Source organism: Curtobacterium sp. MCJR17_055, from assembly GCF_003224335.1.
Taxonomy (GTDB): domain Bacteria; phylum Actinomycetota; class Actinomycetes; order Actinomycetales; family Microbacteriaceae; genus Curtobacterium.
On record NZ_QKLF01000004.1, the window covers coordinates 374,150 to 387,123 of the forward strand.

Annotated in this window: 8 protein-coding genes; 5 read left to right on the plus strand and 3 right to left on the minus strand. The window is 72.2% G+C overall.

Annotated features, from left to right (window positions below; genetic code table 11):
- Window positions 1–47: 47 nt before the first annotated feature.
- Window positions 48–2,615 (minus strand): glycosyltransferase, encoded by a 2,568-nt coding sequence (locus tag DEJ16_RS11560; protein WP_110824510.1) that lies wholly within the window; start codon window positions 2,613–2,615, stop codon window positions 48–50.
- A gap of 147 nt (window positions 2,616–2,762) precedes the next feature.
- Between DEJ16_RS11560 and DEJ16_RS11565 the strand changes: the two genes are divergently transcribed.
- From DEJ16_RS11565 to DEJ16_RS11580, 4 genes are all read left to right on the plus strand, one after another.
- The gene (locus tag DEJ16_RS11565; protein ID WP_181419568.1) at window positions 2,763–3,818 is read left to right on the plus strand and encodes a glycosyltransferase family 2 protein; all 1,056 of its coding nucleotides are present in this window, start codon (window positions 2,763–2,765) and stop codon (window positions 3,816–3,818) included.
- A gap of 262 nt (window positions 3,819–4,080) precedes the next feature.
- Window positions 4,081–6,159 (plus strand): hypothetical protein, encoded by a 2,079-nt coding sequence (locus tag DEJ16_RS11570; RefSeq protein ID WP_110824508.1) that lies wholly within the window; start codon window positions 4,081–4,083, stop codon window positions 6,157–6,159.
- Window positions 6,160–6,308: 149 nt separating this feature from the next.
- Window positions 6,309–7,721, plus strand: coding sequence for a glycosyltransferase family 87 protein (locus DEJ16_RS11575; RefSeq protein WP_146232871.1), 1,413 nt, complete (start codon window positions 6,309–6,311; stop codon window positions 7,719–7,721).
- A 31-nt stretch (window positions 7,722–7,752) separates the two neighbouring features.
- Complete coding sequence (locus DEJ16_RS11580) at window positions 7,753–8,517, plus strand: polyprenol monophosphomannose synthase (RefSeq protein ID WP_110824506.1); 765 nt, start codon at window positions 7,753–7,755, stop codon at window positions 8,515–8,517.
- A 30-nt stretch (window positions 8,518–8,547) separates the two neighbouring features.
- Here the strand turns inward: DEJ16_RS11580 and DEJ16_RS11585 are convergent, their stop codons facing one another.
- Window positions 8,548–9,849, minus strand: a complete 1,302-nt coding sequence (locus DEJ16_RS11585; RefSeq protein ID WP_110824505.1) for a hypothetical protein — start codon at window positions 9,847–9,849, stop codon at window positions 8,548–8,550.
- 93 nt (window positions 9,850–9,942) lie between these two features.
- Here DEJ16_RS11585 and DEJ16_RS11590 point away from each other — a divergent pair, with 93 nt between their 5' ends.
- Window positions 9,943–11,394, plus strand: a complete 1,452-nt coding sequence (locus DEJ16_RS11590; RefSeq protein WP_110824504.1) for a hypothetical protein — start codon at window positions 9,943–9,945, stop codon at window positions 11,392–11,394.
- Window positions 11,395–11,573: 179 nt separating this feature from the next.
- Here the strand turns inward: DEJ16_RS11590 and DEJ16_RS11595 are convergent, their stop codons facing one another.
- Window positions 11,574–12,953: an O-antigen ligase gene (locus DEJ16_RS11595; protein WP_110824503.1), complete on the minus strand. Its 1,380-nt coding sequence runs from the start codon at window positions 12,951–12,953 to the stop codon at window positions 11,574–11,576.
- Window positions 12,954–12,974: the final 21 nt, after the last annotated feature.

The following is a 12,974-nucleotide window of genomic DNA, read 5'->3' on the forward strand; positions in this document are numbered from 1 at the left end:
GCGACGGACAACTGTACATCGGCCTCCGGGCGGGGCCGCTGCGACGGTCAGCGCCCGTTCTTGCTCTCGCGCATGATGCGCACACGGTTCTGGACCTTGTCCCGGAGACCGGACACGCCGTTCTGGCGGAGGTACCAGGTCGCGAGTCGGACGTCGCGGACGACGCCGTGGCGGCTGTTCGCGATCTCGTGGAACTGCATCTCGCGCTGACGGGCCGGGCTGAGCGCGACGCGCGGACGGCTGCCCGCCGTGACCGATCCCGCCGGCACGGCGGCGTCGTGCGCGCGGTCCGCGGCGACCTGCGGGTCCTTGCAGAACTCGACGAGGGGAGCGAGCGCACGCTCCCACGTGAAGTCGTCGCGGACGCGGCTGACGGCAGCCCGGGCGGCGGCGGCGGCCTCCGGGTCGTACAGCATCGACTCGAGCGCGGCGGCGAGGGCGTCGACGTCGCGTTCCTTCACGGCGACACCCATGCCCTCGGCCGCGACGAGGTCGCCGAAGCTGTCGCCGTCGGTCGTGACGATCGGCAGGTTCGCCCACATGTAGTCGAGGATGCGGGTGCGGAACGAGAAGGTCGTCTCGATGTGCGCGAAGTGCGTGCTGACACCCGCGTCGGCCTCGAGCAGGTAGTTCTGGCGGTCGTCCAGCGCCACCCACTGCTCGTTGAAGAAGACGTGCTTGCCGGTCAGTCCGAGCTGGTCGCTGATGCGGCGCGTCTCGGCGACGATCGCCATCTCGGGCACGTCCGGGTTCGGGTGTGCGACACCGAGGAAGAACAGGCGGATGTCGTCGTGGCGTTCGGCGACCTGGGCGACCGCGCGGACGAGCGACGGGGTGTCGAACCAGTTGTAGATGCCACCGCCCCAGATGACGACCTTGTCGTCCTCGCCGATGCCGGGCGTGACGCCACGGATCGCCTTGCGCTCGTGCTGCGGCGGCCGGGAGTCCATGCCGAACGGCGCGATCGCGATGAGCTTGTTGAGGTTGTCGTCCGCCAGGTAGTTGTCCGGGTTGACGCGACCGACGGCGGCGAGCTGCCCGAGCCAGAACAGGCGCTGCCGTTCCGAGGCACACAGGAAGAAGTCACCGCGCTCGAGCTGCGCGTTGATGACCTCGGTGGTGCTCGTCACCTGGTTGCGCCAGCCGACGTCACCGTTGTCCCGGGCCTGCTCGAGCTGCTCGAGGTGCATCGGGTCGTAGAGGTCGACGACCATGATCTTGTTCGACTTCTGCAGGGTCGTGAAGTGGTGCAGCGCGTAGCCCTGGAAGAAGATGACGTCCGCCCACTCCTCGTGCTCGCGCATCGCGCGCTCGTGCTGGAGCGGCACGCGCGTCACCTCGAAGGCGTCGGACTTCCGGTTGGCGACGTTCCAGGTGACCAGGCGCACGTCGTTGTCCGAGGACAGGGCCTCCGCGATCTTCCACGCCCGCATGCCCGGGCCCGCCATCTTCTCGCCGAGGGCGTCCCCGGTGATGACGAGGACCTTCGTGCGGTGCATCGGCGCCTCGATGTCGAAGGCCTCGAGGATCGCGCGGTAGCCCTCCAGGAAGTAGCCGTCCTCGAAGAGCGGCTTGAAGGCGTCGCCGAACAGGCGGAAGACGTCCTTGTCGCTCCGGACGCGCTGCGACTGGATCCGACGACGCTCCTCGGACAGGCGGGGGAGGTCCGCCACGAACTGGTCGAGCGCGAAGAACCCGGCGACGGTCTCCTTCGAGATCGGCGTCAGCGCGTCGAACTCGTCGGGCGCGCCGGTGAAGCGTCGGATGTCGAACTCCTCGGAGTCCCGACCGCTCTTCGCGACCGCGCGGCGGGCGAGGAGGGCGAGGGCGGCGGGGAGGAAGACGCCGAGGTTCTCGTCCGACAGGTTCTTGTAGAGCAGGTGCAGGGCGTTCCGCTCGAGCAGGTACATCTCGCGGTGGTCGCCGAACGACTTCATCGAGCCGTGGTGCTTGTGGAACACCACCGAGCGCGGCGCGAACCGTACCCGGTAGCCGAGCAGGTTGAGGCGCCAGCCGAGGTCCACGTCGTCGTAGAACATGAACAGGCCCTCGTCGAACCCGCCGACCTCGAGGAACACGTCACGACGGACGAACAGCGCGGACCCGGTGCCGAAGAGCAGGTCCTGGGGCTCGTCGAAGCGGCCGTCGTCGAGCTCGGCGATGTGGTTCTTGTAGCCCATCCCGAACCAGCTGAGCCCGGACTCGACGAAGTCGATCGTGCGGCCCTCCCAGTCGAGGACCTTGCTCGCGACGGCGGCGACGCGGGGGCTCGGCGCGAACCCGGCGATGCCCTCCTTGACCCAGTCGACGTGCGGCTTCGCGTCGTTGTTGAGGAACGCGACCACGTCCCCGGTGGCCTCGCGGGCACCGAGGTTGCTCCCGCCAGTGAAGCCGAGGTTCTCCGCCGAGACGATGATCCGGACGTTCGCCTGGTCGCCGAGTGCGGCACGGAGCCGTGCTTCGCTGTCGTCGCCGGAGCCGTTCTCGACGACGACGATCTCGAGACGGTCCGCCGGCCAGTCGACCTCGCTCAGTCGGGCGATGCACTCGAGCGTGTCGTCCGTGCCGCGGAAGTTGATGACGACGACGGACACGCGGGGCGCGGAAGAGGACATGGGTGGACTCCGTACGTCGACTGGCAGCGGAGCGCGGAGGGCGCGCCGCGGGTGCCCCGGAAGGCGGCACCACTATACCGAGAAGTCCACGGGCCTCCCGGGGTGCGCCGTGCTCGCCCGCGCCCGTGCGCCTGGGAGACTGTCGGCGTGGACGTCTCCGTGGTCATCGTCGACTGGCACCAGCCCGTCCTCACCCGCCGGGCCGTCGAGTCCGTGCTCTCGCAGCGTGTCGACGCCTCGGTCGAGGTCGTCCTCGTCGTGAACGAGGCCGACGAGGCGACCGTGCGGGACTACCGCGCGGACTTCCCGTCGCTCGTGGTCGTCCCGGAGCCGACGAACGCCGGGTTCGCCGGCGGGGTGGCGCGGGGCATGGCGGCGTCGACGGGGGCGGTGGTCGTGCTGGTCAACAACGACGCCGTCGCGGACCACGGGTTCCTGGACCGTGGGCTGGCCGCGCTGGCGGCCGGCGGAGCCGGGACCGCTGCGGTCGCCGCGACGGCGGTGCTCGAGGGGCGGTTCGTCGCGGTCGACGGCCGTGCACCGCGCTCGGACGACGACCTCGTCGCCGCCGACGGTAGCCGGTGGCGGCGGACCGCGACCGGTGGCGTGACCCTGGTGAACGGGACCGGGGTCGTGCTCGACCGCAACGGCAACGGCCGCGACCGGGACTGGCTCCGACCGGTCGACGACGCCCCCGAGCACGCGCCGCTCTTCGGCTTCTCCGGCGGTGCCGCGTTCCTCCGGCGGCAGGCCGTCGAGGCGGTCGGCGGCTTCGACGAGTCCCTCTTCATGTACTACGAGGACCTCGACCTCGCCTGGCGGCTGCGGCTGGCCGGCCACCGGATCGGCTCCGCCCCGGACGCCGTCGTCGTCCACCGGCACGCGGCGAGCTCGGGGAGCGACTCGCCCCTCGTCCGCTACCAGAGCATGCGGAACCGGCTGCTGGTCACCGCCCGCAACGCGACGGCCGGCATGCTCACCCGGGTCGTCGCGCGCACCGTCGTCCGCATGCTGGAGGACCTCCTCCGACCGGGTCGGGCACAGCTCACCCCGGCCGCGTGGGCACGGCTCGTCCGGGAGGCACCTGCCGCGCTCCGGCGGGCGCGCCGCCTCCGCCGGTCGGACAGGACGGGCCCGGCGGCACGCCGCGCCGTCGAGGCGTCGCTCCAGGGCGCTGCGCGCCGTGACACCTCGGCCGCCTGAGCCTCCCTTCAGGCGCCGGCGGCGACGACGGCGGGAAGCCCGGGACCACCGGGCGCACGCGGCGGTGCGGGCTGAGCCGAGCCTCCCGGACAGGGTGGACCATGGCCCTCCGTTCGGGGGTCATGCTGGGGGCTGTGTGATCGCTGTGGCGCAGGTACGCTGCTGTGGCGCGTGTGTTCCGCCGCCATCAGGGGTCGACGGACACGTCTCCCGAACCGCGTGCCGGACCCACCCCGTCGCCGCCCCCGGAAAGGCCTCCGACGTGAAGAAGCTCGTCGCCATCGCCGCCAGTGTGCTCGCCGTCGCGAGCGTCCTGGTCGGCTTCCAGATCGCGGGTCCGTCCGCGCACCAGGAACCCGCCAGCGCCCTGAGTGGCTCGTCGTTCCAGGCCGGGAACATCATCTCGGACGCCAACTTCTACAACGGCACGTCGATGACCGTCGACCAGGTGCAGTCGTTCCTGAACGCGCAGGTGTCGTCCTGCACGAACAGCGGGTGTCTCCGCAACGGCCGGTACTCGATGAACAGCCGCTCGGCCGACGCCATGTGCGGCGCGGTGACCGGCGGCTCGTCGCTGTCGACCGCGCAGATCCTGACGCGCGTGGGCGCGGCCTGCGGCATCAGCCCGAAGGTCATGCTCGTCACCCTGCAGAAGGAACAGGGGCTCGTCACCTCCCGCGGCCCGTCGGCCGCCGTGCTCGAGCGGGCGATGGGCTACGCGTGCCCCGACAACGTCGGCGGCCACTGCGACCCCGCCTACGCGGGCGTCGGCAACCAGATCTACTGGTCGGCCTGGCAGTGGAAGCGGTACGGCAACCCCCCGGGCACGAGCAACTACTTCACCTGGTTCAACCCGGGCGGCACCCGCGCGATCCAGTACAACGTCCCGACCTCGTGCGGCACGAAGTCGGTCGCGGTGCAGAACAAGGCCACCGCTGCGCTGTACTACTACACGCCGTACACCCCGAACACGGCAGCGCTGAACAACCTCTACGGCACGGGTGACGGCTGCTCCGCCTACGGCAACCGCAACTTCTGGCGGATGTACACGGACTGGTTCGGGTCGACCACCGGCTCGCCCACGACCGCGAAGGGCAACCTGGACGGCGTCACCGCGTCCTGGAACACGGTCACCGTCAACGGCTGGGCCCTCGACACCACCACGAAGTCGAGCACGAAGGTCGTCGTCGCCGTCGGGTCGGCGAACCGCACCATCACGGCGAACACGACGCGGTCGGACATCGCCGCCGCCTACGGCCTCGGGGCAGCCCACGGCTTCACCGCGACGATCGACGCGCCGCCCGGATCGCAGCAGGTCTGCGTCACGGCGAAGTCCGCCGACGGGAAGACCGGGACGTCCCTCGGGTGCAAGACGGTCACCGTGAAGGACGGGTCGCCCACCGGGTCGCTCGACTCCGTCGTGGCGAACAAGGGCAGCACCGTGACGCTGACCGGCTGGGCGGTCGACCCGGAGGCGAAGGGCGCCATCGGCGTCCGCGTGTACCGCGACGGCGGGTACGTCACCCGCGTCAGCGCCGACGTGCTCCGGTCCGACGTCGCCGCCGCCTACCCCGCCCTCGGCGGACGGCACGGGTTCGTCGTCACGGTCCCGACCACGGTCGGTGCGCACAGCTACTGCGTCACCGGGGTCAACGTGAAGGCCGGCGAGGACCGTCGCGTGGGCTCGTGCAAGAGCGTCACCTCGCCGGGCAGCACGCCGATCGGCAAGATCACGAGCCTGCCCACCACGTCGAGCTCGATCCGGGTCGCCGGCTGGGCGCTCGACGGCGACACCACCGACCCGATCACCGTGCGCGTCTTCATCGACGGCGTGGGGCACGGCATCCGCGCCGACCGCACCCGTCAGGACGTGGGGAAGACCTACCCGGCATGGGGCACCTCCCACGGGTTCTCCGGCACCTGGAAGGCGGCCATCGGCACGCACGAGGTGTGCGTGACGGCGAACGGCGTCGGTGCCGGGCCGGCCAAGGCGTCGATCGGCTGCAAGCAGGTCACCGTCCGCAACACGCTGCCGGTCGGCAGCCTCGACACCGTGACGGCTGCGACCGGTTCCGTGACGGCCGCCGGCTGGGCGCTCGACCCGGACACGAAGGCGACCCCGGTCTCGGTGGACGTCTACGTGGACGGTGTCGGCAAGCGCGTGCTCGCCCGGGCCACGCGGTACGACGTCGACAGCGCGTACCCGGGTGCGGGGGCCCAACACGGGTGGTCCGTGAAGCTGACGGCGAAGAAGGGGTCGCGGTCGGTGTGCGCGTACGCCATCGACTCGCAGGGCGGCCCGAACGCCACGCTCGGTTGCCGGACGGTCACCGTCCGCTGACCCCGGCGCTCCCGCTCGACGAGGCCCCGGTCCCGGTGTGGACCGGGGCCTCGTGCAGTCCCGCGGTCCGGCTCCCGCCCGCCGGCCGCCGGGGAGACACCCTGGAGGTCCTTCCGGGTCCCGTGCCGACGCTGTGAGAGGATCATCCGGTGCTCGAGACAAGACCGCCGACAGGGGACTCGGCGGACACCGCCCGAGGGGTGGCCACCGCCAGGGGAACGGACGACCCCGCGGGGCTCCGTCACCGGCTGATCGCGATCGGCGTGCCGCTCGTGCTCTGGGTGGTCGTGAGCGTAGCGGGCTGGTTCCGCCTGACGGCGCAGGTGCGCAACACGGTCTGGGCCGAGGACGGCAAGGTCTTCCTCGAGGAACAGTTCGACATGGGCGTCCTCGGAGCGCTGTTCCACGACTACGCCGGGTACCTGCACGTCGTGCCGCGGTTGCTCGTCGCGGTGGCCTCGCACGCCGCGCCGATCGACCGGTTCGCCGTCACGGTCTCCGTCCTCTGCGTGCTCGTGACGGGAGCCGTCGGTGCCGCCGTGTACGTCCTCACAGCCGGCGTGCTCGACTCGGTGGTGGCGCGGGTCCTGCTCGCGTTCGTGCCGGCGCTCGTGCCGCTCGGCCCCATGGAGATCCAGGCCAACGTCGCGAACCTGCACTGGTTCCTGATGTTCCTCGTCCCGTTCGCCCTCCTCACCCCGGTCCGGTCGTGGACGAAGGGGATCCTGCTCGGCGTCGCGACGTTGCTCGCCGGGCTCACCGAGATCCAGGTCGTCGCCTTCTTCCCGCTGTTCCTGCTCGGCATCCGGAACCGACACCGGTGGCCGGTCATCGCCGGCACCGTGGTCGGCGGGGCGGCGCAGGTCGTCACCACCCTCATGCACCCCCGCGCACCCGCGAGCGTCCCGCACGACACCGTCGCCGACATGGCGCTCGGGTACGTGGTCCAACCGGTCGCCGGCTCCGTCACCTGGAGCATGCCGACCGTCGGGCGCCTCATCGCGGAGCACGGCCTCGGCATCGTCCTCGTGCCCTTCACCGTGGCGCTGCTGGTCGTCCTCGCCGGGCTGTGGTCCGGCGTCGCCCGCCAGCGCTGGGTGCTGGCGTCCATGCTCTGGGGCTCCGCGGTCGTCTGGTTCGGGGCCGTCTGGTTCAACCCGAACGAGATGCTCGCGTTCGCCCACTTCGACGACGAGAAGTGGCTGGGCGTGTGGACGTTCCGCTACAGCGCGGCCGCGTCGATCTACGTCATCGCCGCCTTCGCCGTCGTCGTCGACGTGGCGCTCCGGCGTGCCCGGACGGCCCGGTCGCGGGGCGGACGTGTGGTCGCGGCGGTCGCCGCGGCACTCGTGGCGCTCGCGATCGTCACGACGTTCGTCACCAACTACCAGATGGACAAGGCGAACCGCCAGGGCGGACCGTTCTGGGACCAGCAGGTGGACTCGTCCGAGTCGGCCTGTACCCGGGAGCCCACCGGGAACGCGACGGTGGAGATCGCACCGGGGCCGCAGTGGGCGACCACCGTGCCCTGCACCTTGATCGACCGGAACGGCTCGCGCTGACCGGTGCACGACCGCAGAACCTGAGAGAGACATGACCAACAGCACCGACCTCCGGACCCTCGTGATCGTCCCGACGTACAACGAGGCCGAGAACATCGACGACATCGCGCGACGCATCCTCGAGACGGTCCCGACCGCGCACCTGCTCGTCGTGGACGACGGCAGTCCGGACGGCACCGGCGACCTGGTCGAGGCCCTGGCCGCGACGGACGAGCGGGTGCACCTGCTGCGCCGCACCGGCAAGCTCGGCCTCGGCACCGCGTACGTCGCCGGCTTCCGCTGGGGCCTCGAACACGGTTTCGACCTGCTCACCGAGATGGACGCGGACGGCTCGCACCCCGCGGACCGGCTCCCCGCACTCATCAGCGCCGTGGCGGACGCCGACCCGTCCGAGGACGTCGTCCTGGCGATCGGGTCGCGGTGGATGCGTGGCGGGTCGGTGGTCGACTGGCCGAAGCGCCGCGAGTTCCTCAGCCGCGGGGCGAACACGTACGCCCGGCTCATGCTCGGTCTCGACGTGCACGACATCACGGCGGGCTTCCGCGTCTACCGGGCGGACGCGATCGCGCGCATGGACCTCGGGTCGATCGACTCGAAGGGGTACTGCTTCCAGATCGACATGACGCTGCGCGCGCACGACCTCGGCGGCCGCATCGTCGAGGTGCCGATCCGCTTCCGTGATCGCATCCACGGCGTGTCCAAGATGAGCAAGGACATCATCGTCGAGGCGATGGTCCGGACGACGCAGTGGGGCCTGCAGCGCCGGTTCCGGCCCGGGGCCACGCGACGGGCGTAGCGGGCACCGGGAGGCTGCGGACGGCCCTGCTCAGAGCGGAGCCAGGCGCCGCCGCCACGACCGTCGTCGGGCGGACACGACGAGCACGGTCACGAAGAGCATCAGCCCGGCCCCGTGCAGGACGTAGCTCTCGGCCGCGCTCGTGACCCCGAGCAGCACGAGCACGGCGGCCGGCCAGACGTAGGCGACGCCCGGGAACGTCGTCGCGGTGACCCAGGAGCGTGCGAAGGCGAGCAGCGCGGCACCGACGAGCAGCAGCATGCCGGCGAGCCCGATCTGCAGCCAGGCGTCCACGACGGCGTCCAGGCCCGAGGTGAAGCGGGCGCCGACGGGGTCCACGAACGTGACGTAGGGGACGACCGGCTCGACCGGCCAGGTGCCGACCCAGCCCCAGCCCTGGATCGGGTACTGGTCGATGAACACCCGCATCTGCCGCCAGAGCTCGAGGCGCGTCGAGGTCCCGCCCGCGGCTCCGATCTCGGGGAGCAGGCGGTCGCGCGCGAGCACGACGAACACGCCCATCGCGACCACGACGGAGCCCAGGACGGTGTTCACCACCGGTCGTGTGCCGGCCCGGACGTGTCGGAGGGACCAGAGCGCGAGCGCCGTCACGGCCAGCGCGATCATCGCGAGTCCGGTGATCGGTGACTGCACGAGCATGAGCGTGATGACCGCCGTCGCGGTCGATCCGATCGCGCGCCACATCGTGACGGACCGGGTGAGGAACTCGACGACGAACGTCACGAGGGCCACGGCGGCGATGAAGCCCATGAAGTTCCGGGTCCCGCCGATGCCCTGGATCGGGCCGCCGTAGGCGATGTCGCCACGGATGCCGAAGGCGGGGATCGGCACGTCGAGCACGAGCCCGGACAGGACCTCGAGTCCGAGGGCGACGACGAGCAGGATGCGGAACGCGTCGCCGCATGCGCGGATGACCTGGACGAGGTCGCGTCCGAGCGCCAGGTAGAGGCCGAGCCCGACGAACCCGACCGTCGCGGTGAAGCCCCGGAGTGCGACCCAGGAGTACTCGCTCCACAGGACGCTCAGGCCGCAGTACCCGACGAGGGCGAGGAGCGACAGCGGCAGCACCCCGTGCCACTCGATGCGGTAGCGCTGTCCGAGCAGGCTGAGTCCGGCCAGCACGACCAGGGTCACGAGCACAGCCCAGGTGCCGGCCGTACCGACCAGGACGCGGACCGTCGGCTCGGCGAACGCGAAGAGCACGATCGCGGTGGCGAGGGCCTGGCTGAACCGTCCGCCGGCGGAGAACCCGATCCACGCGGACAGGTACCGGCGCGCGCGCACGCGTCGCGTCGTCCGGGCGTCCGTCATCCGTCCATCTTGTCGCACCCGGCTGAGGCCGACGTCCGTCATCGCGGAGCGTCGATATGACGGATCGTCCATGAACGGCTACCGTCACGCGGGATGGCTCTCTCACGCTCGGGCCCCTGGACGGCGTCGGCCGTCCTGCTGGTCGGCGTGCTCGCCGCCTGGACGGCTTGGACACGCCTCGGCGCCGTGGCGCGGGGGACCGCCTGGGCGGAGGACGGCGGGCTCTTCCTCCGCGAACGGATCGCGTTCGGTCCGGTCGACACGCTCCTGCGGCCCTACGCGGGGTACCTGCACCTCGGACCGCGGTCGGTCGTGGACGCCGCGCTCCTGTTCCCCGTCGACCGCTACGCGCTCGCCGTGTCCGCCATCTGCTGTTGTCTGGTCGGTGCCGTGTGTGCGGGTGTGTTCGTCCTCGCGCGGGACGCAGTGCCCTCCTGGCCGCTGCGCCTCGTGCTGGCCGCCGTCCCCGTGCTCCTGCCGGCCGCCCCCTGGGAGGTCTCCGGCACGGCCGCGAACCTGCACACCTTCGGCCTGTTCCTGGCACCGTGGTTGTTCGCGTACCGCGTCCGGACCTGGGTGGGAGCGGTCGCGCTGGCGGCGGTCACGGTCCTGGTCGTCGGCACCGAGGCGCAGGCGGTCCTCTTCCTGCCGCTCCTCGTGCTCTCCTGGCTGCCGTCGCCGACCGGGTCGGTCGCGCCTGCCGCCGCGGGAGGACCCGTGACCCCGGGTCGGCCCGGCTCTCCGGACCAGCTCGGTACCCCGGGGCGGCGCGGCACGTCCGGCCGCCTCCTGGCGCTGCCGGTCACCGTCGCCGCGGTGGTCACGGGGGCCGCGCAGGTCGTGACGGCGCTCACCACGGAGCGCGAGTCCGAACGGGGCGACCCGACGGCGCGGGACGTCCTCAGCGGATGGCTCCTGCAGACCGTCGGGGGACTGTGGCGAGCCGACGTCGCGTCGGTCGGTCGCGCGGTCCTGGACCGGGGGTGGTCGGTCGTGGCACTCCCCGCCGTGGGGATCGCGCTCGTCGTCGTCATCGCCGTGGTGCTCGCGGCCGTCACGCGCCGCCGTCGGGCGGCGGTGCTCGCCGCCGCCCTCGCCGTCGGGTCCGCCGCCACCTGGACCGCGGCACTCGTCGCCAACGCCTCGGCCGACGGCCACTGGTCACGGTCCGGACCCGGGTCCCTCGTCGACGCGACGCCGTCCCGTTACGCCGCCGCGGCGGGCCTGCTCCTCACCGCTGCGCTGGTCGTGGCCGCCTCGGTGCTCGTCGACGGCCACGTCCTCCGGTCACGGGTGTCGGGACGGACGGGAGGCGCGGCGCGCGTCGTCCTCGCCGCCACCGGGTGGTGCGTGGTCGCGCTCGTCGTCACGTCGTGGGTCGCGAACCTCCCGGGCGTCGCGCAACGGAGCGTCGGCCCGGCGTGGCAGCCCCAGTTCGCGGACGCCGAGGCCCGGTGCCGGGCGGACCCGGACGCGGTGCTGCGTGTCCGGGCGTTGCCCTGGGATGCCCACGTGCCCTGCGCGCTCGTCCTCCGGGACCGCTGAGGCGACTCCGGTCCGGGCGCTGCGGCGCGGCTGACCAGCTCCGTCCGCGGTGACGGCCCGGTCCGCGGTGACGGCCCGGTCCGCCGCGATCGCGGGTACCAGCGACGGGACCGGCCCCCGTCGACCGGTCCGTCCGCTGCTCAGCGCACGGTCCCCGGGTCGGCGGCACGGTCCCCGGGTCAGCGGCGTGCGGCCCACCGGAACTCGCGTCGGGCGGACGGGGTGCGGACGCCGTCGCCCACGGACACCGGCTCCTCGGTCACCAGCACGGTGCGCGCCTTGATCGCGAGGAGGGCGAACAGCACCCAGTTGCCCTGGTAGAGGAGCCGCGACTCGGCGACGGACTGGACCAGCAGGGCGACGACGACGAGCAACGGGAAGAGCGTCACCGGGTCGAACGGCCGCGGGGCCAGGTCGGGCCCGAACCCGGCGCGCGTCGCGCTCGACCAGGACCGGCTCAGGGTGGTCAGCACGTAGGCGGCGAACAGCACCAGCCCGACCAGGCCGGTCTGCATCCAGACGTCGAGGGCCGCGTCGTGTGCCTGCAGGTAGGTGACGCCGTTCCGCGGCGCGAGCTGCGCGAGCAGCGGGATGTCCGGCCACCAGTAGCCGATCCAGCCCCAGCCGACGACCGGGTGCTGCTCGACGAGCCCCCAGACCGCCTGCCAGATCGTCCCGCGCCCGGTCAGGTCGGACGACCGCCCGAGCAGCTCCGTGAGTGGGCCGCGCGCGAGCAGGACGGCACCGCCCACGACGACCGCGACGCCGACGAGTCCCGCGTACCGGGGAGCGCGGCGACCGTCCGGGACGCGGCGCATCCAGAGGGCGGCAGCGAGCACGGCGACGACCACGACGGCGGCGACGATGACCGTGGAGGACCGGGTGAGCGCGAGCACGAGCACGGCGACGACGAGCCAGCCGATCGCGCGGTTGCGGCGCATCCGACCCTCGGTGAGCTGCACCGCCACGGCGATCGCGGCGACGAGCGCCACCATCGCGAGCAGGTTCGCGTTCCCGGGCAGCCCCTGGATCCGTCCGCCGGTGAGCAACTCCGCGCGGGAGGAGTAGAACGCGTCCGGGACGTCGCGGTCGCCGTAGTCGGTCCAGATCGGTGCGATCGGGTGCCGGACCACGACGGCGACGACGGCCTCGAAGAGGAGCGACAGTCCGAGTACCCACCGGAACGCCAGGCTCGTCGCGTCCAGGATCCGGCGCCACGTCAGGGTGGAGGCGATGGCGAACGCGACGAGCGCGCACACCACCTGGGCGACGAGACTCGCGAGCGTCGCCCAGCGCCAGTGCGACCAGAGCACCGTCACGAGGCACCAGGCCAGGAAGAGCCAAAGAGCGGGCGGCACCCGGACGAACGGCGGGCGAGCACGGACGACCACGCTCACACCCCACGCCCCCTCGGCGGCCCAGACGAGTGCCGCCCCGTACCAGGTGATCGTGTTCGGGACGGCGTCGCCGGCGGACAGTGTCAGCAGGACGGTGGTCGCCAGGGCGAACGCCTCGCGCTCGGAGACGCTGCCGCGGGCGAGTGGCCAGGTGTTCGTCACGGGGGACAGGCTAGCGCGCGG

Excerpts from the sequence above, each read along its gene's own strand:
- DEJ16_RS11560 (WP_110824510.1), bottom strand. The coding sequence starts at position 2,615 with ATGTCCTCTTCCGCGCCCCGCGTGTCCGTCGTCGTCATCAACTTCCGC.
- DEJ16_RS11580 (WP_110824506.1), top strand. The coding sequence starts at position 7,753 with ATGACCAACAGCACCGACCTCCGGACCCTCGTGATCGTCCCGACGTAC.
- DEJ16_RS11585 (WP_110824505.1), bottom strand. The coding sequence starts at position 9,849 with ATGACGGACGCCCGGACGACGCGACGCGTGCGCGCGCGCCGGTACCTG.
- DEJ16_RS11590 (WP_110824504.1), top strand. The coding sequence starts at position 9,943 with ATGGCTCTCTCACGCTCGGGCCCCTGGACGGCGTCGGCCGTCCTGCTG.